The organism is Neobacillus cucumis (assembly GCF_023715505.1).
This window is the reverse complement of sequence record NZ_JAMBOH010000002.1, coordinates 487,681-511,085: the sequence shown is the minus strand read 5'-3', so window position 1 is coordinate 511,085 and position 23,405 is coordinate 487,681. Positions and strand designations below refer to the sequence as shown.

Sequence of the window (23,405 nt, the reverse complement as noted above, 5' to 3'; positions counted from 1 at the left end):
AATGGTAGAGCACTGTTCTTCTAGAACAATGCGTTATATAAAAATAGGGGGGAATAAACAGGTGAAGAAAAAAAATACTTTAAAGGTCTTATCCAGCCTTGCTGCGAGTACAATGGTAGCTACGACCATGTTCGCAGGCGCGTTTGCTGGAAGCACAATTGCACCAAAGCCGGTATCTGCAGCAACTACCGTCTCATCGGCACCAATCGATTTGAATGTAGTTGATATGGATCGCCTTGGTAAAGCACTGCAAAAAAGAGGACTTATTGCAAAGAATGCAACACCTGCAGAAATTACAAAAGCAGCAAAGGCCTACATAAAGAAAAAGCAGGGCCAAAAGCCAGGTAAGGCAGAAAAAGGTCAAACTAAGGAGCAGCAGGAGATAGACAAAAAGGCAAAAGACTTCCTAACTAAACAAAAGGACAAGCTTGCTAAGCAGCTAGCCAAAGGTCATGAAAACTTCAAAAAGGGCAAGCCAAATGGGGCAGTTAAAGTAGATTCTGCGAAACAGGCTGCTTATAACGGAGATGTTCGAAAAGATGAAGTACTCGTTCTTTTAGTTGAGTATGCTGACTTTAAGCACAATAATGTAGTACAAGAACCAGGATATATGTGGTCAAATGACTTCAGCAAAGAGCATTACCAAAAAATGTTGTTTGGTGATCAAGATTTTACCCTTTTCAATGGTGACAAGGTAAAAACGTTTAAACAATATTATGAAGAACAATCTGGCGGCAGCTATACCGTTGACGGAACTGTTTCCAATTGGCTGACTGTACCGGGAAATGCAGCTGATTACGGCAGCGATAACCCAGATGGTGGAAACGATAATAAGCCAGGTACAAAAGGACCACGCGGACTTATTAAGGATTCCTTAGATGCAGCGGTTGCATCTGGAATTAACTTAGCAGATTTTGATAATCTAGATATCTATGACCTTGATGGCGACGGAAATATTAACGAGCCAGACGGCTTGGTTGACCACTTGATGGTAATTCATGCGGGTGTTGGTCAAGAAGCTGGCGGCGGCGCTCTCGGTGATGATGCCATCTGGTCGCATCGTTGGACATTGGATGGAGTTCATCCAGTTGCCAACACAACAGCTTCAGTTGATTACTGGGGCGGAAACATGGCTGCCTATGACTATACGGTTGAGCCTGAAGATGGAGCTGTTGGCGTATTTGCACACGAATATGGTCATGACTTAGGTGCTCCGGATGAATATGATACACAATATACCGGCAATGGTGATTCAGTTGCCCAATGGTCAATCATGAGCGGCGGAAGCTGGAGCGGTCATATAGCTGGTACACAGCCGCCAAGCTTCTCGCCACAAGTGAAAGAATTCTATCAAAAAACGATTGGCGGAAACTGGGCTAATATTACGGAAGTAAACTATGAAGATATTGATAAAAATGGTTTAGCTACAGTTATCGATCAAAGTGTAACGAAATCAAAAAAACCGGGTATCGTGAAGGTGAATTTGCCTGAAAAGAAAGTTCCTGGTATTGCACCTGCTTTTGGAGCGAAATACTATTACAGTACAAAAGGTGATAACCTAGATACAGTAATGGAAACCCCTGAATTGGACTTAACAACAGCTTCTAGTGCAACATTTGATTTCAAAGCTTATTATGAAGTTGAGACTGATTATGATTATGTGACTGTCACAGCCGTTGCAAATGACGGTACAACCAAACAACTAGATTTTATCGGAGATGATACTGACGTAGTTCGTTCTGGTTCCGCATTTGAATCAACGAAAGGTACATGGGTCGATAAATCATATAACCTAGAAGACTTTGCCGGTAAGAAAGTAAAACTAGTATTTGAATATGTAACCGACGGCGGCCTTGCCCCAGATGGTTTCGCGCTTGATAACCTAAGCTTAAACGTTGATGGACAAGTTGAATTTTCTGATGATGCAGAGGGAACACCAAAAGTAACTCTTAATGGTTTCGAAATCTCAGATGGCTTGATTAAAAAACCACATTATTATTACCTAGAGTGGAGAAACTACGCTGGCTCAGATACAGCTCTTCAATACTCTCGTGACGCAAAATATAATACTGGTTTAGTAGTTTGGTATGGTGATGATACATTTACTGATAACTGGGGCGGCGTTCACCCAGGTGAAGGCTTCCTAAGTGTAGTAGACTCTCATCCGGAAGCGCTAGTATTTAAACTAAATGGTGTTGACTCCATTGCTCAAACGACTCGCTACCAAGTTGCAGATGCTGCCTTCTCGTTAGACAAGTCACCTGCATGGTATGTTAATTCACCTACGCGAGGAATCTATGATTACAAAGGTCTACCAGGTGTAACAGAATTTGATTCTACAAAATCTTATATCAATAATGTTATTCCTGATGCCGGAGTTAAGGTTCCTGCACAGTATCCTATTAAGGTCCAAGTGATTGGCGAAGCAAAAGACAACACTGCTGGCGCCGTTTGGATTCACAAATAAGATAAAGAAAGAGACATTGGGATTTCCCAATGTCTTTTTTAATTATAAATGTCCCAATATTTGGGCTGCTTGATACTTCAATTACCCCTCCGTGAGCTTCAACTAACTGTTTGGTACTACGTCAAGAAAACGGACAAAATAAATTGAGACTTTTTTATTTAAAACTCCTATCGCGCTTCGCTTGCTGACCTGTTAGACTAGTGAGCCTTTTCCAAAGGCTCACTAGTCTAACAGGAAAATGGTCAAAATTAAGCCTTTTGTATCTTAGATAAATACTGCTGTTCAAATGTATTTGGTGAAACATATCCTAAAGTAGAATGAATCCGTTTTGAATTATAAAATCCAACCAAATAATCAAAAATGCTCATTGTGGCTTCATCACGGGTTTTATATTTTTTTTGATAAATCAATTCCTTCTTTATAGAACTATGAAACGATTCTATACAAGCATTATCATAACAGTTACCCTTACGACTCATACTAATTGTTATTTCTGCTCCCTTAAGCTTATTGGTATAATCAATTGATGCATATTGACTTCCTCGATCAGAATGATGAATAAGTCCCTCTCTAGGCGGCTGATTAATCATAGCTCTTTCTAACGCTGTAATAGCCAATTCTTTTGTCAAACGACTCCCCATATTAAACCCAATAATCTTTCGTGAATACAAGTCCATTACTGACGCCAGATATAGCCAACCTTCCTTTGTCCAAACATAAGTAATGTCAGCCACCCAAACTTCACCTGGCGCTGTAGTGGTAAAATCTTGATTTATTATATTTGGATATATTGGGTCATCATGGTCTGAATTTGTAGTTGCTTTATACTTTTTTACAGCCTTTGAACGTATTAATTCATCTGACATAATTCGTTGAACAGTTCTTTCAGAAGTCTTTATTCCTTCATTTTCCAACTGCTTATGAATTTTAGGGCTTCCATAAACCTGATTTGACTCTGCATGAACACGTTTTACTTCTTTCGTGAGCTCTTGTCGACGCTTTGCCTGTTTACTCAAAGGGCGATTTCGCCAGCCATAATAACCACTTTTGGATACACCTAATACTTTGCACATCTTCACCACACGAAACGTTTTATCGTGTTCCGAAATAAATCTATAAATCACTTCGGGCTTTTGGTGAAGATGTGCATCGCCTTTTTTAGAATTGCATTCTCCTCTTCAAGATCCTCAATTTTCTTTTCTAACTCTTTTTGTGTCTTCATATCTGGATGTATATTTCCACTACCAATAAAACCATTTTCCTTCTGATCCCTATAAACCCTAACCCATCTCCCCAAGGTTTTAGACGAAATATTTAACTCGTCTGCTAACTGAGTAGCCGTTCTGCCTTCCTCCACAACCAATCGAGCAGCTTGAGTTTTAAACTCCTTATCAAAATGAGATCCCATTATCGACACGTCCTTTATAAATTGGTTAATTTTACTATTATGCCCAATTTATCGTGTCCGTAATTTAGTCTAACATCAGTTTTACAATTGATAGTCCATGGCCCGATCCACCGAGTGCTCTGGCCCTCGATTCATCAACTTTGTAAAACCGTTCAAAAATTCGTGGTAATTCATCGTAGGACCTTTTCCTTCATCCTGAACCTTTATGTGTTAATTTCTTCTGCTCGATTTAACGTAAACTGAAAATAGTCGTTTTTGGCTCAGAATACTTCCTTGTGATATCGTACAGATTTTAGATGATCTCTTCAAACCGTTTCGGACAAGGGAAGGTGAAAAAATAAGAAAGCAGTCCGACCCCAGGCCAGCTTCGGACAAGAGAGGGCAAAGAAATAAGGAAACAGTCCGAACCCATGCCATGTTAGGACAAGGGGAGGACAAATAAGAAAGAAGCAGTCCGAACCCAGGCCACCTTCGGACAAGAGAAGGCACAAAAATAAGAAAGCAGTCCGAACCCAGGCCACCTTCGGACAAGAGGAGGCAAAAAATAAGGAAACAGTCCGAACCCATGCCATGTTCGGACAAGGGAAGGCATAAAAGGGCTCAAGAGAGTCTGAATGCATGCCTTGTTAATTTTCAAAATTAAAAGCTCTGTACTTTTTGCAGGCTGCCGGGTTGCTCCCACGCCTGCATTGGAGTTTTCCCTACATTCAGCAGGATATAATGCCTTCCGCTCCAATCACACTAAAAAAGTCAACAAACAGTACCATATAAAAAAATAAGGTGTCCCAACGACCGGGACACCCTTTATAGTAGAGAGGTTAATTTTGGGATGAGTAAGATGGCTGAAAAACCAATCTACTCGATCGATAAAGAGCCGATCACCGAAAACTTTGGGGAGTTTCGAGGTGTCATTTCTCTTTACACCAGTATCTTAGCGAAAAAGATTGAAGATGTTATGAAGAAGTTGTGGTGAATTTATGAAGTTACAAACATCACAGACCGCTGGTGGTATAGTAAGGGTATGAGGAGTGATGATTCATGAAGATTCTATTAGTGGACGATGAACGCAGAATAGTAGAAGTCCTCGAAGCTTATTTAGAGAGAGAGGGCTATGAAATCCATAGTGCTGATAATGGGATAGATGCTTTGAAAAAGGCAAAAACAATCGAACCGGATTTAATGATTCTTGACCTTATGCTCCCTGATATATCTGGTGAAGAGGTTTGCCGGCTGGTGAGAAAAGAATCTGATGTTCCCATCCTTATGCTGACAGCGAAATCGGCAGAGGATGATCGTATAAACGGAATTGTCATGGGTGCTGATGACTATTTAACCAAACCCTTTAGTCCAAGGGAAGTTGTTGTTCGGGTTCAAGCGATTCTTAGACGCGTCAAAAAAGCAGATAAGGTTGAAGAACGCCTTGAATTTAACGGTAAAAAACTGTCCATTGATTTAGTCAAAAAAGAAGTAACAGTAAATGGTGAAGATGTGACGTTAACACCAATTGAGTATAAATTATTGACCAATATGGCAGTCAATCCTGGTCGTGTTTACAGTCGAATGGATTTGCTTGAAAAAATTCAGGATGAAGGCATGTATTATGAAGGCTATGAACGGAGTGTGGATACACATATCAAAAATCTCCGCAAGAAAATAGAAGTAGATTCACGGCAGCCGGACTTTATCCTCACTGTTTTTGGGATGGGTTATAAATTTGGAGGGGTACTAGATGCTGCAAACGCTACGGTCTAAAATCCTTTTTTATCTTGTACTTATCTCGATGATTGGAATTCTAATTGTCAGTTTTTTTATCCAGTATGGATTTGAAGAAAGCTTCAATAGTTATTTAGATCGGAATCGTGAAAAAAAGATAGATAGAATTATCACCGAGATTGAAAAGGACTATCGAAAAAATGGCCATTTCACGAGTGACCCAGTATATGGACTGCTCCATGAAAACGCGATGACAGACCAGCTTTTTTTCCGTTTATATGACCGATTTGGGAAAATGCAGATGGATACGTCCAGTATCCGCGGCATGTTAAATAGCTTTGGATTAACGGAACCAGAGCCAGATGGTGAAAACTGGCATAGTAAAACCTATACTTTGAAAGTTGACAATGCAATTATCGGGAAGCTGGTAGCGATTTACCCAGAAGGCTTAATTGATGATGAATACACCTTTATTCAAACCATTCAATTGTATATATTGGCGGCCGTTTGCTTAACGATTGTTTTAGCGGTCATCTTTAGTATGATTTTTTCTAAAAAACTAACTTCTGGCCTCAAGAAGCTCTCGTTTGCAGCAGGTGAGCTGCAGCAGCATAATCTTGATATCCGCATTCCTTTAAAAGGTCTGCCGACGGAGGTCAAGCAGATTGCCGTTTCCTTTAATAATTTGGCTGAGTCATTAGCGAAAGAGGAAATCCTGAGAAAGCAATTTACAGGCGACCTCGCTCATGAACTTCGGACGCCGCTTGCCACATTAAGAAGTCAAATTGAAGCGTTCCAGGATGGGATTTGGGAGCCAACGTCACAGCGTTTGCAGGTAAGTCATGAAGAACTGATGCGTTTAGTAAGATTGGTAAACGAATTAGAAAAGCTGCTTGCAGCGGAGAATCCGCAAATAAGACTTGATAAAATGGAACTTGAGGCAGGTAGTGTATTAGCGGCCTTATGGGAAATGTTTTCACCTATTTTTAAAGAAAAGGGTGTCGGTCTGCAAATTGAAGAACCCCTTCAGGAAGAAATATTTGAGGCAGATAAAGACCGGCTGATGCAAATTTTATCAAATGTGCTTAATAATGCTTTCAAATACACACCGGAAGGGAAAAATGTAACGATTTCGGTTGTGACCGACAAAGAAGGGTACGTTGGTTTTAAGGTGCAAGATGAAGGCTCCGGTATGGCGGAAGAGGATATCCCCCATATTTTTGAACGATTCTATCGAGGCGACAAATCCCGTGACAGAAAAACAGGCGGAGTAGGAATCGGTCTCTCCATTGTGAAGGCCCTAATGGATGCCCATAAAGGATTAATAAAAGTAAAGAGCAGGGTCAATAAGGGAACAAGCATTACCTTATGGTTTCCGCAGGAAGAGTAAAGGCCGCAATGTTGTGAACGGCCTTTTTCCTATGAATTTATTAATTCTTTAATATGGTAAACCCTTCCGCTTTCGGGGTTTCCTCTAAAAACTAGGTCAACTAAGGCGTGAGCAACGGCATCGGTTTCCAATAACAAATTTTTTTCTTTATATTCTTTAAATTTTTCAAGTTCCTTAAAGGCATCTTCGGAGGAAGAACGGATCGTTTTCTGCATGCTCGTATCCATGACACCTGGGCTAAAGCCAATAATGGTATTATTCGTTTTCAATTCTGCCTGTTCAATTGCCGCTGTTTGGGTGAACATATTTAATCCAGCCTTTGAGCTGCAATAAACACTCCAGCCCTCAATCGAGCGGACAGCCGCACCGGACGTAACGTTGATAACGGTTACTTTTGTATTCGTTAATTGCGCCTTACTTAAAAATAGATTAGTAATTAGAATGGGTGCAATCAGATTTACTTTTATATTTCGAATGACCGGAGTTTGGTCTAAGTTCCCTACTTTTTGAATCGGTTCAATCATGCCTGCATTATTAAATAAAAGAATCTCTGTTGGGTGTTTTTCAAAAATACAATGGGAAATCTCCATGAAGACCTCTTGTATTTCTTTTTCTAATGAGAGATTGCAAGAAACATGTTTATATTCAATCCCGTTTGCGCGTGCAAAGTTTTTTAACTCCTCATTTTTTGTCCGGGAAACAGAGACGACTGCAATTTGCTCCTGTAACAGGCGTTTCGCAATACTTTCTCCTAAGCCCTTCGAAGCCCCGGTTATGATTGCATATTTCATGGAAAACTCCCCCTGAAAGCCAGTTTAATTATGTATAATCCTATTTTATTCTTCTAAAAAATATTAAGCAAATCTTGGCAACTATAAATTAATATAAAAAAACAGCCCCAAAAAGGAACTGTATCGCTCTTTTAAATCATTATTTCTTGTTTAAAGGAATTGTCCGTTAATGCTGGATAGAATTTCTTCCACTCATTTAGAAAGGATTGCGTGGAAGGATTAGGATGTTCAAGGACCAACCTGGTTGGCCCTGACTGCTTCATTTGACCATTGACGATAATCGCTAAACGGTTAGTAAGATAATGAATTTCCATCAAATCATGGCTGACAAACACAGCGGTTGTTTTGGTGTCTTCTATAATCTTTTTAAAATCTTCCATTAAGCGGATCTTCGTAGGGAAGTCTAGTGCTGAGAATGGTTCATCAAGAAATAGAATTTCCGGCTCCACGATCATCACGCGGGCAAGGTTGACCCTCTGTGCCTCCCCTCCAGATAGATAGAGGGCATTCTTTTTGGCTAGATGACTGATCCCAAACAACTCCAGCCAATGAGTTACTTTTTCACTGATCATTGCTTTGGGAACTTTCCGTAATTTCAAACCTAAAGCGATATTCTGAAAGACGGTTCCATCTAATAGAAGGGATTGCTGCAGGGCAACTGAAAACCTTCTCCGCAAATCCAGAGGTCCCTGTCCAGATGGAACGGTTTGCCCTCGGTACTCCATCTCCCCGCTTGACTGTTTTTCCAAGAACGAAAGAACTTTAAGTAATGTACTTTTTCCAGCTCCGTTCGGCCCCATCATCCCGAGAATTTCTCCATCATATATTTTGAATGAAGGAATATCAAGAATTGTTTTCTGCTGTACCTTATAGGTCATATTCTTTAGCTCAATTAACGGGTTCATGATATTCGCTTCCTTTGCTGTAAAAATGTTAAGGCTGCCGTGATTAATAGTGCAACAGACAACAAAATAAAGGAGAGGGCTAAGGCAATGTCAAAGTTTCCCTTCGAAACTTCCATGACGATGGTAGTGGTTAATATTCGGGTATCACCTTGAATATTGCCGCCAACCATCATAGCGGCACCTACTTCAGCAATCACTCGGCCAAAGCCGGCCATGATGGCTGCCAATATCGCCATCTTTAATTGTTTGATCAGAATGAACCATGTTTGTATTCTAGTTGCCCCAAGTGCCTTAATTTGCAGCAGCATCTTATCACTGATCTGCTGAAAAGCTGTACAGGTAAGGCTCGTGACGATGGGCAGGCTGACTAAAACTTGGGCCATGACAATGGCTATCGGCGAATAGAGCAAGGAGAAATCTCCTAGTGGACCGGAGCGCCATAGGAGCATCGTAATCCAGAGGCCGGCCACAACTGGAGGCAGTCCTAAACCAATATTTATGAAAATTAATAGAGCTTTGCGGCCTTTAAATCTAGTTAATCCTAGTAGCATACCAAGGGGCAGTCCGATGATGGTACTAATGAGAATGGAAATGAGACAGACCTTTAGAGTCAGCCCGGTAATTGCTAACACTTCCTGATCGCCGGAAAGGATCAACTCTATTGCTTTTTTCAGTCCATCTAGTAGTAATTCCATAACGTCATGCCTCCAGGGGGTGTGCATTGTAACAATAGATCAACTCTGATCTTTGAGAATTGTCTAGCTCCAGCGATCAAAAGCTAGTGTACTTCGCCCTTTTCCTGCGATAAGTCAAAGTTCTGCAGTCCATACGCCGCTAAACGATCGCTTTCGCATTTCTTATTCGGTATATTTAATGAATAAGGATCTACCAAATTCCTTTTTACCAAAGTTCTCAATCACATCTTGTGTTTTTGGATTTACCATAAATTCTACAAACTTTTTAGCATCGGTACTATTCACTTTATCGTGTTTTTCTGGATTTACTTCCATAACATGATAAATATTCATTAAATCTTTGCCGCCTTCAACGACAATTTTTAAAGTATCTAAATTTTTTGATTGGGAAAGCCATGTTCCACGGTCTGTTAACACATACCCTTTTTTCTCTGCGGCCACTTGTAAGGTTTGTCCCATTCCTTGTCCGGTTGAAACATACCACTTACCTGCTGGTTTAATATTTGCAGTTGTCCAGATCGCCAGTTCTTTTTTATTGGTCCCTGAGTCATCACCGCGTGAAACGAAAGTAGCTTTGGTTTCCGCTAACTTTTTAAAGGCAGCCACAATATCATCGCCGCTAACTCCAGCAGGGTTTTCCTTAGGACCTACTAGAATAAAGTCATTGTACATTACACGCTTATAGTTAATCGCATCTCCTGCATCCACGACAGCCTTCTCGGCAGCTGGAGCGTGTACAAGCAGGGCATCTGCTTCACCTTTCGTACCCATCGTTAATGCCTCGCCGGTACCGACAGCAATCACTTTTACTTTGACATTATTTTGTTTTTCAAACATGGGGATAATGACATCCAGTAAGCCGCTGTCCTGCGTACTTGTTGTAGTGGCAAGAATCATTTCCGTGGGTGCCGGTTTAGCAGCTGTCTTTTTTTCTTTTGTAGCAGTTTCCTTTGTATTGGTGTTTCCGCAGGCTGATAAAACTAGAAGCATCAAAACAAATAAGGCATAAACTAAACGATTTTTTTTCATATAAGTTCCTCCGTTTGACTAGTTTGGTAGATAATTTTTCCTAAGTCCTGAATTGAATAACCTTCTAAATCTGTCAGGCTATCTTTGAAGCTAGCGGACTGTAAATAATGGATTAGTGATAGTAAATGCTGCTTGTTTTCTGGGGTAAAACGAAAAACAAGGTCAAATTTTTCTTGCGCAACTGGTACAAAGTCCAGACCTAAGTGACTGGCGGCGGATTGAATGCCGAACGTTACATCCGCCATGCCTCGATTTATGTAGGAAGCAGCAGATAAATGGTTCCATTCTTCATTTGCGTAGCCGCTAATCTTACTTGGATTAATCCCGTGGTTCGAAAGCATGGAGTCGAGTAAAAATCTTGTTCCTGCCCCTTTTTGACGGTTTACAAACTGAACATCTTTTCTAGTCAGGTCCGTAAAATTATGGATATTTTTCGGATTGCCCTTTGCGATAATGAAGCCTTGTTGTCTGGCAGCAAATCTCATAACAGCAATATTTTCATAGACAAACAGCTGATGGATAAAAGGCAGATTATACTCTTGTGATGCTGGGTCTAATAGGTGAATGGCCGCAATATCGCATTGGCCGCGGTAAAGCATCATTAAACCTTCCAAACTGCCGATGAAGGAAGGCTGAATTTGAAGGTTTAAAGCGCTTCCAGCTTGTTTAGCAAAATGTTCTACAAGAAAATCATGGCTGCCGGAGAGGCGGATTGGTACTGTTGGCATATTGATTACGTTGGGAGCATCAGCACTTTTTTTAGCTGGCGCCTTCATGCTTTCTTTATAGCGTTCGAGTTCTACATGCTCGATTCTCATTTTATTTCCGATTTTAAAAGCTTGAAGTTCACCTCTTTTAATCAGTTCATAAACGGTATGTTTGGAGATTTGAAAGATTTGTGATACTTCATCAGGAGTATAAGCCCGTTCATCCATTGTTCACCCTCCTTTTTCCAGTTCATTTTATATAAAGAATAGCAGATTACCAGTGATTTTTGTTAAGTTTTGTTAAGTTTCGTTAAGTTTTGTTTGGAATTGTCATGAATCGTTCAGAAAAAAACTAAGTGTTCCCTCTAAAATCGATAAATGTCTAGCTGCAGCGCCTGATCAAGGCGCTTTCGCATTTCATATTTCATCTTTTCGTCACAAACTTCACTTTTTGTTCATTCGTGAGCAAGATGTTTTGTTGTAGTATTGTAATAGTAGGAAAATTTATGGGCTAAGGGAAGGGATGTAAATGTCAAAACTTTTGTATATTACAGCAAACCCTAAAAATGATATTAAATTATCAAAAGGGATGCAAATCGGGGGAGTATTTTTAGAGGAGTTTAAGGCTGCCCAGCCGGATGTGGAAATTGAACGCTGGCACTTATATGATATGGACATCCCTGATATTGACATGGATCTTTTATACGCACGGGCTAAACTATCATTCATGGGCTATACAAAAGAGCAATTATCAGAAGCAGAGCGGACCAAACTTGAAAAAATGCACGAACTTGCCGACCGTTTCATTGCCGCTGATTATTATGTATTTGTAACACCGATTTGGAATCTTGGCGCTCCGTCTATTTTGAAAAAATTTATTGATAATTTATTTATTGTGGAAAAGACCTTTACGAATACCCCTGAAGGTCCTAAAGGATTGTTAACTGGCAGAAAAGCGATTCATATCCAAACTCGCGGAGGCATCTATTCTTCAGGGCCAATGGTTGACTTTGAGTTTGGCGACCGCTATTTACGCAAGGTATTTGATTTCCTTGGTTTCGAGAGCTTGGAGACCGTGATTGCGGAAGGAATGGATCATTTTCCAAAACAAATTCCAGAAATTATGTCCAAAGCAAAAGAACAGGCAGCCGAAGCAGCGAGACAAATGGCCAAGGAATCGGTTACTATATAATATAAAATGCGACTCACTGATGAGTCGCATTTTTTTAGAATCTACCCGTGAATTGAAAGAATAGAACAAGGATTCCCAATGCCCAAACATAAATCGCAAATGGCTTTAAGGAATGATTTTTTAAATAGCCGATCATCCATCGTACTGCTACATAACCGAAAAGGGCAGAGGCAGCAATACCAACAAGTAAGGCAGATAAAGAAATCGCTTCGCCTTGTCCTTCTAATAAATCCTTTGTCTGTAAAACAATCGCACCGGCAATCGCTGGAGTTGATAATAGAAATGAAAAGTAAGCAGCTGTTTCCCGGTCTAATTTTCGCCATAGTGCTGCTACAATTGTCATGCCGGAACGAGAAATTGCTGGCATGATCGCAACTGCCTGAAAGGTGCCAATGATGAAGGCGTCCTTATAATTGATATCGTCCATTTTCTTATAACCATTTTTCGCTGAATCGGCTAGCCACAGGAAGAACCCCGTAATTAAAAACTCCCAGCCAATCGTCACACCTGTTTTCGAAATGTCATCAATATAATCTTTAAAAGCAAGACCAAATACGACAGCAGGAATAGTCCCGACAATTAATAGAAAGGTTAGTTTGCTAAACGGCCTTTTGAGTATCTTTATAAATTCGTCCTTATAAAAAACAAAAACAGCTAATAATGTCCCGACATGCAGCATGGTGTCAAGCAGCAGTCCCGCTTCTTGAAGCCCAAATAAGTTTCTCCCTAAGTAAAGATGTCCGGTACTGCTGATGGGCAAAAATTCCGTTAAACCTTGAATAATCCCAAGGATTAATGCTTCGAGTTTTGTTAACATACGCTCCCTCTCATTCTAAAAATAATCTAAGCCTGTACATTTAAAAGATATGCAGAAAATTCTATTTCATGAAATCCTTATCTGATTTAGGCGGATATGGGAAAGCTGGTCAATGAAAAAGTCTGTGGATGGAATCAAAATAAGTGCAAACCAACAGTCTTCTCCCATAAAATAGGTATATACCTGCCTGAGAGGAGCACGCGTCTTGGAAAATTCTCATCTTCATTTTAATACGTCTATCGGAGTCAAGAAGCCAGAAAATATTCGAAACAAAGAACAGGCTTGTCCTTTTTGCGAAAGAGACCAGTTGACAGACCTCATTGCGGTGGATGGTCCAATCATTCTTTTGAAAAATAAATATCCAGTCCTAGAAAATGCTTATCAAACCGTATTAATTGAAACAGACGATTGCCATGGCGATTTATCGACCTATTCAAAAGAGCATCTCCATCGCTTGATTCGTTTCGGACTTAAACATTGGTTTGAAATGGAGGAAACGGGCCAGTACCGATCGGTTATTTTTTTTAAAAATCATGGCCCGCTGTCGGGAGGGACGATTGCTCATCCACATATGCAGATTGTCGGTTTACATGATATTGATTATCGAGAAAAGGCATCACATGACATGTTCGAGGGTCTCGTTATTGCTGAGCGAAATGGTGTCCGGTTTACTTTGTCAACGAAGCCGCGCGTGGGCTTTTATGAATTTAATGTTGAAATGGAGGATACCGTTTACAGGCAAGAGTTTGCGGAGTATATTCAAAAGGCCGTTGACTATATCCTGAATCATTTTCCTTTTAAGGCTACAAGCTATAATGTCTTTTTTAATCATTTAGATCATAAGATTTATGCAAAAATCGTCTCCCGTTTTGTAACCACTCCCCTTTATATTGGCTACGGAATACCTCAGGTCCCGAATAATCTGGAATGGATGGCAGAAGAGGTAAGAAGGATTTATTTTTCCATCATGTAAATAAAACCAGCAGCCGGTTATAAGTTGAGATTTGTTGTTTTTCAAAATATAATGGAGGAATGGACAAGTTTTTGGTAAGGTGGAACGAATATGACTTCAAATAGCAATACAACTTCAAAACTTGATTACAGCCTTGTGTTTATATTAATCTTACTTTTTCTAGCGAGCTGTTTAGCGATTTATAGTGCGCAAGCTAGCGGACAGTATAAGGAGAACTTCTTAATCAAGCAAATCGTATGGTATGTTGTCGGGGCTGGTATTATTACAATGGTTATGACCCTGGATTCAGACCAATTGAAAAAGTTAACCTGGTACGCATACGGGTTTGGCGTCTTTTTACTAGGTTTTTTAATTATTGCACCAGCAAGTATTGCTCCGGTCATTAATGGAGCAAAAAACTGGTTTGTGCTCCCAGGGATTGGCTCGATCCAGCCTTCTGAATTTGTTAAAATTTTTATTATTCTGGGTCTTTCACGTGTGGTTGATCAACACCATTTAAAAAATCCGGTCAAAACACTGCAAACGGATTTGTGGCTTTTAATTAAAATGGGCATTGTCACGATGGTTCCTTTGGGAATGATCATCAAGCAAGACTTGGGAACTTCGCTTGTTTTCTTGGCCATTTTACTTGGAATGATTTTTATTTCCGGGATTTCGTGGAAATTGTTAGTGCCGATATTTTCGTTCGGAATTATCTTAATTGGTACGATATTTTATTTTGTTCTTTGGAGCCCGGATGTGTTGGAAAAGTATCTGGGGGTTGGTGAATACCAGCTTCGCCGTATATACTCTTGGCTTGACCCTTATAGCTACGAGGGTACCGATGCATACCAGCTAACGAAATCCTTGCTTGCGATCGGCTCAGGTCAAACTGGCGGTAAGGGCTTTGGCAATCGGGAAGTTTATCTGCCTGAAAGCCAAACGGACTTTATCTTTAGCGTCGTTGGTGAGGAGTATGGTTTTATTGGCTCAAGTGTGTTAATTAGTTTGTTTTTCTTATTGATTTACCATATTACGAAGGTTGGTATGGAAACAAAGAATAATTTTTATACGTATATTTGTGTGGGTGTGATCAGTATGATTACGTTCCACGTGTTCCAAAACATTGGCATGACCATTGGCGTACTGCCAATTACCGGAATCCCGCTGCCATTTATCAGCTACGGGGGAAGTGCCTTAATGGGGAACATGATGGGATTGGGATTAATCTTTTCGATACGCTATCATTATAAAAAGTACATGTTTTCTACGACGGCATAAAAGAGCGGCATTGGTTCGCTCTTTTTTTAGTTGGCCGGAAAAGTGGAATGCGGAATTATTCCAAATTTGCGCGGAAAAACCGGAACAAAGGGCGGGAATAATTCAAAAATAGGCGGAATAATTCAAAAACGAGCGGAATTCCAAATGAAATTCGAGGAATCCTATATTAGTATCTATTCTCTTAAAGCAGAAGGTCATTTGTTCGGAACTCAATCTATTAATATTTACAAAGAGTTAGGATATTTATAAATATGGTAGAATGAAACAGAAGTCACAGCGTTTTTCGCACCAGCTGCAGCCAAACGGTAAAAACTCTCACATACATAAATAGAAAGAACGGAAGGTGACAAAATGGAGAAGGAATTTACTGCTCAGTTCGAAGCGCTGCTCGATAAATATAGTGAGCTCCTTGTTGGAGAAAGCAGTGAAGATACAAAAGAAAAGGTCAAGGCTTGGGCTTTATACACCCACATTGCCAAGTCCATGCCAGCCTTAGCTAAGCACTGGAACGGACTGTATCCCGATGCCAAAAAGGAAATGAAACTAATTATTCATGAAATTAAAGAGCTGAACGAGCAGCATCGGAATAGCAAGAATTAAAAGGAAACGGCCATGTATGAACATGGCCGTTTTCTTACATTTGATCATCAGATTGGTTGTTCTGACTAGGTTTGTAGGTCTGAGTTGATTGATTGTCCGATTGTTTTGCTCGGTTATTAATATCTGTCATATCATTTTCTGCGCCAAACTCTGTTGCATAACTAGGCTGACCAGTGTTTTGACGGTTACTATCAGCCTGGTTCTGGCTTTGCTGGCTCTCGCCAATTGGAGCAAATAGAAGAGGCAAGCAAGCTAATCCACTTAACCCAACAAGGCTATAAATAATTCTTGATAACGCTGAATCTTGTCCGCCAAAAAGGGCGGCAACTAAATCAAATTGAAAGAAACCTATTAGTCCCCAGTTAATCGCCCCAATAATGACTAAAAGCAAGGCAATTCTTGATAATGTCTTCATGCATTCTCACCTCCTGAAACTAAATGAAAATATCGCTTTTATCATGTGTCAAATCCACTAAAATCATACAATATAAAAAAACGAATAACAGGCTGAAAACTCAGCCCGTTTTAAAAAGACAACAAAGATTAAAGAATAAACTTTGAGAATGGTCCAGCTCCCAGCGCCTAGGGGCTCGGGGTCATAAGCCACCCCCTGAAGAAGGCTTACAGGGGGTGGCTTATGCCTTCGTCCTATGCCAGTCGCCCCTGTTCAAGGCGCTTCCGCTTATCTTTTAAATTGACTATTCTGGCTGTTTTGTTTGTCAGTGTTTTGTTCTTCATTTCCTGGGCCGGCATTGCCTTTTACACTGGCAGCACTTACAGCCGCTTTGGAAGGATTCTTTTTAACTCTCGCCATAAATATCACCTCAATAATAGAATGCCCATCCGAGCCAAAATATGATGCTGGAAATTTGTGTTCAAAAAAAATTTAAAAATCCGCGTTTATTGATTGCACAAATTTTCAAAATATTTTATATTAAATAGTAGCAGGACTCATTTATAAGTAAATTTTTTTTGCTATAAAAATGAATGAGTGTTCATTCAAAGTTGAAGGGGGAGACAATGTTGAACCAATTGATTAAAAAAGCAGCTGTCCTTGGATCGGGAGTTATGGGCTCGGGAATCGCGGCCCACTTAGCAAATATCGGGATCCCAACACTATTACTGGATATTGTGCCAAGGGATTTAACGAAAGAAGAAGAAGCCAAAGGACTTACCTTAGCTGATAAACCGGTTCGTAATCGCATCAGCACACAGAATATCCAAAAACTATTAAAGCAAAAGCCTGCACCACTTACCTCTAAAAGGAATCTCGCCCTCATTGAAGCAGGTAACCTCGAAGATGATCTGGTGAAACTGAAAGATGTTGACTGGGTCATCGAAGTGGTCGTCGAAAACCTCAGCGTAAAGAAGCAGGTTTTTGAAAAAGTCGACCGATACCGCAAACCTGGCAGCATTGTCAGCTCGAATACCTCTGGAATTTCTGTCGAAGCGATGGTGGAAGGACGTTCCGATGATTTTAAAAGGCATTTTCTAGGAACACACTTTTTTAATCCGCCGCGTTATTTAAAATTACTCGAAGTCATCCCAACTCAATATACGTCGCCAGAAGTACTTTCATTCATGAAAACATTTAGTGAAGATATATTAGGGAAAGGTGTTGTAATCGCTAAGGACACCCCAAACTTTATCGCTAACCGGATCGGCACTTATGGGCTCCTTGTCACCGTCAGGGAAATGTTAAAGGCTGGACTAAGTGTCGGTGAAGTAGATTCGATCACTGGTCCATTAATCGGCCGAGCTAAAAGTGCCACCTTCCGTACCCTTGATGTCGTCGGATTGGACACTTTTTATCATGTGGCTGGTAATGTTTATGAACAAGTGGATGGCAAAGAAAAAGAAGTCTTTGAAATCCCGGCCTTCCTTAAATCGATGGTTGAAAAAGGCTGGCTTGGCAGTAAGTCGGGTCAAGGATTCTTTTTGAAAAAAGGTAAAGAAATACTTGAGCTGGATCCCAATACATTCGAATACGGACCGCGTAAAAAATTATCAACACCAGCGGTTGAATTAGCGAAGCAGGAAAAGGGTATAGCGAACAAATTGAAAGCGCTTGTATATGCAAATGACAAAGCTGGCCAATTCTTATGGAATACATTCACGGAATCCTTCGTATACTCTGCGCAGCTGTTAGGTGTGATTGCAGATGATATTGTGGCCATCGACCGGGCAATGAAATGGGGCTTCGGCTGGGATATGGGGCCATTTGAAGCCTGGGATGCGATCGGTGTGGAAAAATCTGTACAAAAGCTAGAAGAAGCAGGCGTTGAAGTACCTGTTTGGGTCACCGACATGCTTGAAAAAGGTCATACCTCTTTCTACTTAGAAGAAAATGGTGAGAGGTTTTATTATCATAACGGTCAATATCGACTCGTGGAAACAAATCCAAAGGCGATTGACCTCAAGAAAATAAAGAAACAAAAAGGCGTCATTAAGAAAAACAGTGGTGCAAGTTTAATTGATATTGGTGAAGGAGTTGCTTTATTGGAGTTCCACTCGCCGAACAATGCGATTGGTCCAGATATCGTTCAAATGATCAATTATGCCGTCGATGAAGTCGAGAAAAATTATAAAGGTCTTGTGATCGGCAACCAGGGGAAAAACTTCTGCGTTGGAGCCAATCTCGCGATGATGTTAATGGAAGTGCAGGATGACAATATCTATGAGTTAGATCTAATAGTCCGCCACCTTCATAGCGCCCTGTTAAAAGTGAAATACAGCTCCAAACCGGTAGTGGCCGCTCCATTTGGAATGACACTTGGCGGCGGTGCCGAGGTTTGTATGCCTGCAGCCCATATTCAAGCTTCATCCGAAACCTACATGGGTCTTGTCGAGGTAGGTGTCGGCCTGCTTCCAGGCGGAGGCGGTAACAAAGAATTATACATGAAGCACTTAGAGAACCTGCCTAACGGCGTTCCATTTGATTTGCAAAATGTCGCCAATAAAGTATTTGAAACCATTGCAACCGCAAAAGTTTCAACATCTGCAGCAGAAGCAAAAGAAAATAACTTCTTAAGCTCTTCTGATGGCATTAGTTTTAACAGTGATCATCTCATTTATGATGCCAAACAGGCTGTGCTTGCCTTACATGATAAAGGATATAAACCAAGAGTTCGCCGGAAGGTCCCAGTCGTGGGCGAAACAGGTTATGCAACCCTATTGCTTGGGGCAGAAGCGATGAGGCTATCCGGTTATATCTCGGAGCATGATTTAAAAATTGCCAAGAAGATTGCTTATGTCATTGCTGGCGGCCGCGTTCCATTTGGAACAGAAGTCGATGAGCAATACCTCTTAGATTTAGAAAGAGAGGCTTTCCTAAGTCTGATTGCCGAGCCAAAATCACAGCAGCGCATGCAGCACATGCTGGTAAAAGGGAAACCGTTAAGAAACTAATACTAGATTACGAGAAAGTGAGGGAGATGGCATGAGAGAAGCAGTGATTGTAGCCGGGGCACGGACACCGGTCGGTAAGGCAAAGAAAGGAACGCTTGCAAATGTTCGTCCTGATGACTTAGGAGCTTTAGTAGTAAAAGAAACCTTAAAGCGTGCCGGAAACTACGAAGGAAACATAGATGACTTAATTATCGGCTGTGCGATGCCAGAAGCGGAGCAAGGAAACAATATGGCCCGCAATATTGGAGCATTGGCAGGCCTTCCATATACAGTTCCAGCGATCACGATTAATCGTTTCTGTTCTTCCGGCTTGCAGGCCATCGCCTATGCGGCACAAGGAATTATGCTGGGGCATACCGATACCGCCATTGCCGGCGGAGCCGAATCGATGAGCATGATTCCGATGATGGGGCATGTCGTCCGTCCAAATATTAAATTGGCAGAAACGGCACCGCAATATTATATGGGAATGGGTCATACGGCGGAGCAGGTTGCCCAAAAATATGGTATTTCCCGTGAAGATCAAGATGCATTTGCAGTTCGCAGCCATCAACGTGCAGCAAAAGCGATCGCAGAAGGAAAGTTCGTTGATGAAATCGTACCTGTGGATGTAACCATACGTACTGTCGGAAATGACAATAAGCTTGTGGAAAAAACCATCCAGTTTTCAATGGACGAAGGGGTTCGGCCGGATACAAACTTAGAGACTCTTGCTAAGCTTCGTCCAGCCTTTTCCGTCACGGGATCTGTAACCGCTGGTAATGCTTCGCAAACGAGTGACGGAGCAGCCGCCTTGATGTTAATGGATCGTGAGAAGGCAGAAGAACTTGGCCTAAAACCGCTAGCGAAATTTCGCTCGTTTGCGGTCGGAGGCGTCCCGCCTGAAATAATGGGTGTCGGGCCAGTTGTCGCCATTCCAAAAGCAGTTAAGCTCGCAGGTTTGGAGTTATCGGATATCAACTTATTTGAATTAAATGAGGCCTTTGCTTCCCAATCATTGCAAGTCATTCGGGAGCTTGGTCTAAATGAAGAAATTGTTAATGTAAATGGCGGTGCAATTGCCCTTGGACATCCACTTGGCTGTACAGGAGCGAAACTGACTCTCTCCTTAATCCACGAGTTAAAACGCCGCAACGAACAATTTGGTGTCGTGACGATGTGTATTGGCGGCGGAATGGGAGCAGCCGGGGTATTTGAACTATTGTAATCAAAGAATAGGAGGAATTTTAATGACTGAAACAAAAAAGGTTGTCAAAGGCGGAAGCTTTTTAGTTGAGGATCTATCCTATCAAGATATATTTACACCAGAAGATTTTAATGAAGAGCACTTAATGATAGCACAGACAGCTTCCGATTTTGTGGAAAAAGAAGTTGTTCCACAACTTGAGCACTTAGAAAATCATGAATTTGAACGAACCGTTAAGCTATTAAAGAAAATGGGTAAGCTCGGCCTCTTAGCTGTTGATGTTCCCGAAGAGTTTGAAGGCTTAGGCTTAGATAAAATCACTTCATCGCTAATTACAGAAAAAATGGCGGGTGCCGGCGGATTTTCCCTTTCTTATGGTGCGCATGTCGGGATTGGATCCCTGCCAATCGTTTTGTTCGGTAATGATGAGCAAAAGAAAAAATATTTACCTGCGCTGGCATCAGGCGAAAAAATTGCCGCTTATGCCTTAACAGAGCCTGGTTCCGGTTCTGATGCTCTAGGCGCTAGAACTACAGCGAAATTAAATGCCGCAGGTACTCATTATATCCTAAACGGTGAAAAGCAATGGATCACCAATGCTGGTTTTGCTGACGTATTTGTTGTATATGCAAAAATTGATGGAGAGCACTTTACTGCATTCATTGTCGAAAGAGATTTCCCTGGCGTATCAACAGGTGCGGAAGAAAAGAAAATGGGCATCAAGAGCTCTTCTACTCGTACATTGATTTTAGAGGATGTAGCCGTTCCTGTTGAAAATCTGTTAGGTGAGTACGGTAAAGGCCATGTTATCGCCTTTAACATCTTAAACATCGGCCGTTATAAGTTGGCAGTCGGCGCTGTCGGCGGTTCGAAAAAGGCATTGGAGATGACAGTCAAATATGCCAATGGCCGTAAGCAATTTAAAACAGCCATTTCTCAGTTCAATTTGACAAAAGAGAAGTTTGGGACAATGGCTTCAAAAATCTATGCGGCTGAAAGCTCCGTCTACCGCACGATTGGTTTATATGAAGAAAACCAAGGAAAGCTTTCCACCGAAGATGCTAAGGATCTTAAAAAGCTGGCAAATGCGATTGCCGAGTATGCCATCGAATGCTCGGTGAACAAATTCTTCGCAAGTGAAGTACTGTCCTATGTAGTCGATGAAGGTGTCCAAATTCACGGCGGTTATGGCTTCATGCAGGAATATCCAATTGAAAGGGCCTATCGCGATGCCCGCATTAACCGGATCTTTGAAGGAACCAATGAAATCAACCGCCTTCTGGTTCCAGGAACACTGGTGAAAAAGGCATTAAAAGGCGAGCTGCCACTTTTCCAAAAAGCATTAGCACTTCAAGAGGAATTAATGATGTTAATGCCAGAAGAGCCTGGTGATGAGCCATTAGCACGAGAAAAATACCTTGTGAGAAATGCCAAAAAGATTGCCTTATTAGCTTCTGGTTTGGCTGCTCAGAAATTTGGTAAGGCATTGGAAAGAGAGCAAGAAATTTTAGCTAATATTGCGGATATCATTTCAAACGTATATGCGATGGAATCAGTTATTCTGCGTACTGAAAAAGCAATTGCGCAAGATGGCTTAGAAAAGAGCAAACAAAAGCTTCTCTATACTCAAATCTTCTGCCAAGAAGCCTTTAATGAAATTGAAGCAACTGCAAAAGAATCGCTTGTAGCAATTGAACAAGGTGACACGCTTCGAATGATGTTAACATCATTGCGCAAGTTTACACGCCACCAGCCAATCAATGTGATTGCCAAGAAACGCGAAGCTGCCGACATAGTGATCGAAGCTGAGCGCTATATAGTCTAATATTATGGAGCCCTTCATTTTGATGGGGCTCTATTATATTTTTTAAGAAAGAAGGAAATTATACAAAAGGTGTCGAATTTTACCTATTGGGGTGCGGTCTATTAGGAGTTTAGAGGGCCATATGATAAAATTTTTATGAATTAAAAGGGTGGGGTGGTGAAAACCATTGGCTTTAACTTTTTACTGGTATCCAAAATGCGGTACATGCCGTAACGCGAAGAAATGGCTGGATGCACATCATCTTTCCTATGAAGAAGTACATATCGTCGAGCATCCCCCGTCACGAGATCAGTTGCAGGAGCTTTATCAAAAAAGCGGCTTGGAACTAAAAAAATTTTTTAATACAAGTGGTTTAAAATATCGTGAATTAGGGATTAAAGATAAAATGAAGACCGCTGCTGAGGACGAATTGCTCGATTTGCTTGCATCTGATGGGATGTTAATCAAAAGGCCAATATTGACGGACGGCGAACGCGTTACCGTTGGGTTTAAAGAAGAAGAGTTTGAAAAAAATTGGCTCTAGCTTCTTAATGAAGATGAATTTTTACATAAAACAGGAGGGAATTTGCATATGAGTACACCAAAGGAATTACGTTATTCTGAAGAACATGAATGGGTAAAGGTAGAGGGAGAAAAGGTCCGTGTCGGGATTACTGCCTTTGCACAGCATGAATTAGGCGATATCGTTTTCGTAGAACTTCCAGAAGTTGGGGATGAAATTACAGCTGACGAACCATTTGGGAGTGTTGAATCTGTCAAAACGGTTTCTGAGTTATATGCCCCTGTTAGCGGTAAAGTTGTAGAAATAAACGAAGAATTAAGTGATAGCCCTGAGTTTGTCAACGAATCTCCATATGAAAAAGCATGGATGATTGTCATCGAGCCTTCCGATTTAGGCGAATTAGACAAATTAATGACTGCTGAGCAATATGAGGAAATGATTAAAGAAGATTAATCCGTTTCAAAGCACCTATTTTATGGGTGCTTTTTCTCTTAAATTTCCACTCCTTTTCTATTCGGGCAGGGACAGACTATTCCT

Annotated in this window: 22 protein-coding genes and 2 pseudogenes; 14 read left to right on the top strand and 10 right to left on the bottom strand. The window is 41.0% G+C overall.

Annotated elements, in window-relative coordinates; all coding sequences use genetic code 11:
* Positions 1-28 precede the first annotated feature (28 nt).
* Entirely contained in the window at positions 29-2,467 is a 2,439-nt protein-coding gene (locus M3226_RS05100) for an immune inhibitor A domain-containing protein (protein WP_374110549.1), read from the top strand.
* 248 nt (positions 2,468-2,715) lie between these two features.
* Here the strand turns inward: M3226_RS05100 and M3226_RS05095 are convergent.
* Together M3226_RS05095 and M3226_RS05085 are read right to left on the bottom strand one after the other, a co-directional pair.
* Positions 2,716-3,875 (bottom strand): annotated as a pseudogene (locus M3226_RS05095) (IS3 family transposase).
* Between the two features lie 67 nt (positions 3,876-3,942).
* Positions 3,943-4,056, bottom strand: a pseudogene (locus tag M3226_RS05085) (two-component sensor histidine kinase); the annotation flags it as partial.
* Positions 4,057-4,713: 657 nt separating this feature from the next.
* Between M3226_RS05085 and M3226_RS32185 the strand changes: the two are divergent.
* The 3 genes from M3226_RS32185 to M3226_RS05075 all read left to right on the top strand — a co-directional run bounded on the left by M3226_RS32185 (position 4,714) and on the right by M3226_RS05075 (position 6,978).
* Positions 4,714-4,848: a hypothetical protein gene (locus M3226_RS32185; RefSeq protein ID WP_285857722.1), complete on the top strand. Its 135-nt coding sequence runs from the start codon at positions 4,714-4,716 to the stop codon at positions 4,846-4,848.
* 65 nt (positions 4,849-4,913) lie between these two features.
* Positions 4,914-5,627 carry a response regulator transcription factor gene (locus M3226_RS05080; protein ID WP_251563186.1) on the top strand — a complete coding sequence of 238 codons (714 nt, stop codon included), beginning with the start codon at positions 4,914-4,916 and terminating at the stop codon, positions 5,625-5,627.
* On the top strand, positions 5,605-6,978 hold the full coding sequence (locus M3226_RS05075) for a HAMP domain-containing sensor histidine kinase (RefSeq protein ID WP_251563185.1): 1,374 nt from the start codon (positions 5,605-5,607) through the stop codon (positions 6,976-6,978). Before M3226_RS05080 ends, M3226_RS05075 begins: the two co-directional genes overlap by 23 nt.
* A 29-nt stretch (positions 6,979-7,007) precedes the next feature.
* On the opposite strand, the gene M3226_RS05070 is transcribed toward M3226_RS05075, so the two are convergent.
* The 5 genes from M3226_RS05070 to M3226_RS05050 form a co-directional block, all read right to left on the bottom strand.
* Entirely contained in the window at positions 7,008-7,769 is a 762-nt protein-coding gene (locus M3226_RS05070) for a (S)-benzoin forming benzil reductase (protein ID WP_251563183.1), read from the bottom strand.
* Positions 7,770-7,900: 131 nt separating this feature from the next.
* Entirely contained in the window at positions 7,901-8,674 is a 774-nt protein-coding gene (locus M3226_RS05065; protein WP_251563181.1) for an ABC transporter ATP-binding protein, read from the bottom strand.
* Complete coding sequence (locus tag M3226_RS05060; protein WP_251563179.1) at positions 8,671-9,369, bottom strand: ABC transporter permease; 699 nt, start codon at positions 9,367-9,369, stop codon at positions 8,671-8,673. The genes M3226_RS05065 and M3226_RS05060 overlap by 4 nt, the downstream gene beginning before the upstream one ends.
* Positions 9,370-9,531: 162 nt before the next feature.
* Complete coding sequence (locus M3226_RS05055; protein ID WP_251563177.1) at positions 9,532-10,398, bottom strand: substrate-binding domain-containing protein; 867 nt, start codon at positions 10,396-10,398, stop codon at positions 9,532-9,534.
* Positions 10,395-11,333, bottom strand: a complete 939-nt coding sequence (locus tag M3226_RS05050) for a substrate-binding domain-containing protein (RefSeq protein WP_251563176.1) — start codon at positions 11,331-11,333, stop codon at positions 10,395-10,397. The genes M3226_RS05055 and M3226_RS05050 overlap by 4 nt, the downstream gene beginning before the upstream one ends.
* Positions 11,334-11,634: 301 nt before the next feature.
* Here M3226_RS05050 and M3226_RS05045 point away from each other — a divergent pair, with 301 nt between their 5' ends.
* Positions 11,635-12,297 carry an FMN-dependent NADH-azoreductase gene (locus tag M3226_RS05045; RefSeq protein ID WP_251563173.1) on the top strand — a complete coding sequence of 221 codons (663 nt, stop codon included), beginning with the start codon at positions 11,635-11,637 and terminating at the stop codon, positions 12,295-12,297.
* Between the two features lie 34 nt (positions 12,298-12,331).
* On the opposite strand, the gene M3226_RS05040 is transcribed toward M3226_RS05045, so the two are convergent.
* Positions 12,332-13,114, bottom strand: a complete 783-nt coding sequence (locus M3226_RS05040) for an undecaprenyl-diphosphate phosphatase (protein WP_251563171.1) — start codon at positions 13,112-13,114, stop codon at positions 12,332-12,334.
* Positions 13,115-13,319: 205 nt separating this feature from the next.
* On the opposite strand from M3226_RS05040, the gene M3226_RS05035 reads away from it, so the two are divergent.
* The 4 genes from M3226_RS05035 to M3226_RS05020 all read left to right on the top strand — a co-directional run bounded on the left by M3226_RS05035 (position 13,320) and on the right by M3226_RS05020 (position 15,947).
* Positions 13,320-14,087 (top strand): DUF4931 domain-containing protein, encoded by a 768-nt coding sequence (locus M3226_RS05035; protein ID WP_251563169.1) that lies wholly within the window; start codon positions 13,320-13,322, stop codon positions 14,085-14,087.
* A 90-nt stretch (positions 14,088-14,177) separates the two neighbouring features.
* The gene (locus tag M3226_RS05030; protein WP_251563167.1) at positions 14,178-15,347 is read left to right on the top strand and encodes an FtsW/RodA/SpoVE family cell cycle protein; all 1,170 of its coding nucleotides are present in this window, start codon (positions 14,178-14,180) and stop codon (positions 15,345-15,347) included.
* 42 nt (positions 15,348-15,389) lie between these two features.
* A complete protein-coding gene (locus tag M3226_RS05025; RefSeq protein WP_251563165.1) occupies positions 15,390-15,596 on the top strand; it encodes a hypothetical protein in 207 nt (68 codons plus the stop codon).
* Positions 15,597-15,698: 102 nt separating this feature from the next.
* Positions 15,699-15,947: a DUF2573 family protein gene (locus M3226_RS05020; protein WP_251563164.1), complete on the top strand. Its 249-nt coding sequence runs from the start codon at positions 15,699-15,701 to the stop codon at positions 15,945-15,947.
* Positions 15,948-15,981: 34 nt separating this feature from the next.
* Here M3226_RS05020 and M3226_RS05015 read toward each other — a convergent pair whose 3' ends face one another.
* Positions 15,982-16,362: a DUF378 domain-containing protein gene (locus M3226_RS05015; protein ID WP_251563162.1), complete on the bottom strand. Its 381-nt coding sequence runs from the start codon at positions 16,360-16,362 to the stop codon at positions 15,982-15,984.
* 267 nt (positions 16,363-16,629) lie between these two features.
* Positions 16,630-16,761, bottom strand: a complete 132-nt coding sequence (locus M3226_RS05010; protein ID WP_098529540.1) for a YuzL family protein — start codon at positions 16,759-16,761, stop codon at positions 16,630-16,632.
* A gap of 206 nt (positions 16,762-16,967) precedes the next feature.
* Here M3226_RS05010 and M3226_RS05005 point away from each other — a divergent pair, with 206 nt between their 5' ends.
* The 5 genes from M3226_RS05005 (at position 16,968) to gcvH (ending at position 23,321) form a co-directional block, all read left to right on the top strand.
* A complete protein-coding gene (locus M3226_RS05005; protein ID WP_251563160.1) occupies positions 16,968-19,355 on the top strand; it encodes a 3-hydroxyacyl-CoA dehydrogenase/enoyl-CoA hydratase family protein in 2,388 nt (795 codons plus the stop codon).
* Positions 19,356-19,386: 31 nt separating this feature from the next.
* Entirely contained in the window at positions 19,387-20,562 is a 1,176-nt protein-coding gene (locus M3226_RS05000; RefSeq protein ID WP_251563158.1) for an acetyl-CoA C-acetyltransferase, read from the top strand.
* A gap of 22 nt (positions 20,563-20,584) precedes the next feature.
* Positions 20,585-22,366 carry an acyl-CoA dehydrogenase family protein gene (locus M3226_RS04995; protein ID WP_251563156.1) on the top strand — a complete coding sequence of 594 codons (1,782 nt, stop codon included), beginning with the start codon at positions 20,585-20,587 and terminating at the stop codon, positions 22,364-22,366.
* 166 nt (positions 22,367-22,532) lie between these two features.
* Positions 22,533-22,889 (top strand): arsenate reductase family protein, encoded by a 357-nt coding sequence (locus M3226_RS04990; RefSeq protein ID WP_251563154.1) that lies wholly within the window; start codon positions 22,533-22,535, stop codon positions 22,887-22,889.
* 48 nt (positions 22,890-22,937) lie between these two features.
* Entirely contained in the window at positions 22,938-23,321 is a 384-nt protein-coding gene (gcvH, locus tag M3226_RS04985) for a glycine cleavage system protein GcvH (protein WP_251563152.1), read from the top strand.
* The last annotated feature ends 84 nt before the right edge of the window (positions 23,322-23,405 follow it).

Coding starts and splice junctions, on each gene's coding strand:
- M3226_RS05100 (WP_374110549.1), top strand. CDS start 29: ATGCGTTATATAAAAATAGGGGGGAATAAACAGGTGAAGAAAAAAAAT.
- M3226_RS32185 (WP_285857722.1), top strand. CDS start 4,714: ATGGCTGAAAAACCAATCTACTCGATCGATAAAGAGCCGATCACCGAA.
- M3226_RS05080 (WP_251563186.1), top strand. CDS start 4,914: ATGAAGATTCTATTAGTGGACGATGAACGCAGAATAGTAGAAGTCCTC.
- M3226_RS05075 (WP_251563185.1), top strand. CDS start 5,605: ATGCTGCAAACGCTACGGTCTAAAATCCTTTTTTATCTTGTACTTATC.
- M3226_RS05070 (WP_251563183.1), bottom strand. CDS start 7,769: ATGAAATATGCAATCATAACCGGGGCTTCGAAGGGCTTAGGAGAAAGT.
- M3226_RS05065 (WP_251563181.1), bottom strand. CDS start 8,674: ATGAACCCGTTAATTGAGCTAAAGAATATGACCTATAAGGTACAGCAG.
- M3226_RS05060 (WP_251563179.1), bottom strand. CDS start 9,369: ATGGAATTACTACTAGATGGACTGAAAAAAGCAATAGAGTTGATCCTT.
- M3226_RS05055 (WP_251563177.1), bottom strand. CDS start 10,398: ATGAAAAAAAATCGTTTAGTTTATGCCTTATTTGTTTTGATGCTTCTA.
- M3226_RS05050 (WP_251563176.1), bottom strand. CDS start 11,333: ATGGATGAACGGGCTTATACTCCTGATGAAGTATCACAAATCTTTCAA.
- M3226_RS05045 (WP_251563173.1), top strand. CDS start 11,635: ATGTCAAAACTTTTGTATATTACAGCAAACCCTAAAAATGATATTAAA.
- M3226_RS05040 (WP_251563171.1), bottom strand. CDS start 13,114: ATGTTAACAAAACTCGAAGCATTAATCCTTGGGATTATTCAAGGTTTA.
- M3226_RS05030 (WP_251563167.1), top strand. CDS start 14,178: ATGACTTCAAATAGCAATACAACTTCAAAACTTGATTACAGCCTTGTG.
- M3226_RS05020 (WP_251563164.1), top strand. CDS start 15,699: ATGGAGAAGGAATTTACTGCTCAGTTCGAAGCGCTGCTCGATAAATAT.
- M3226_RS05015 (WP_251563162.1), bottom strand. CDS start 16,362: ATGAAGACATTATCAAGAATTGCCTTGCTTTTAGTCATTATTGGGGCG.
- M3226_RS05010 (WP_098529540.1), bottom strand. CDS start 16,761: ATGGCGAGAGTTAAAAAGAATCCTTCCAAAGCGGCTGTAAGTGCTGCC.
- M3226_RS05005 (WP_251563160.1), top strand. CDS start 16,968: ATGTTGAACCAATTGATTAAAAAAGCAGCTGTCCTTGGATCGGGAGTT.
- M3226_RS05000 (WP_251563158.1), top strand. CDS start 19,387: ATGAGAGAAGCAGTGATTGTAGCCGGGGCACGGACACCGGTCGGTAAG.
- M3226_RS04995 (WP_251563156.1), top strand. CDS start 20,585: ATGACTGAAACAAAAAAGGTTGTCAAAGGCGGAAGCTTTTTAGTTGAG.
- gcvH (WP_251563152.1), top strand. CDS start 22,938: ATGAGTACACCAAAGGAATTACGTTATTCTGAAGAACATGAATGGGTA.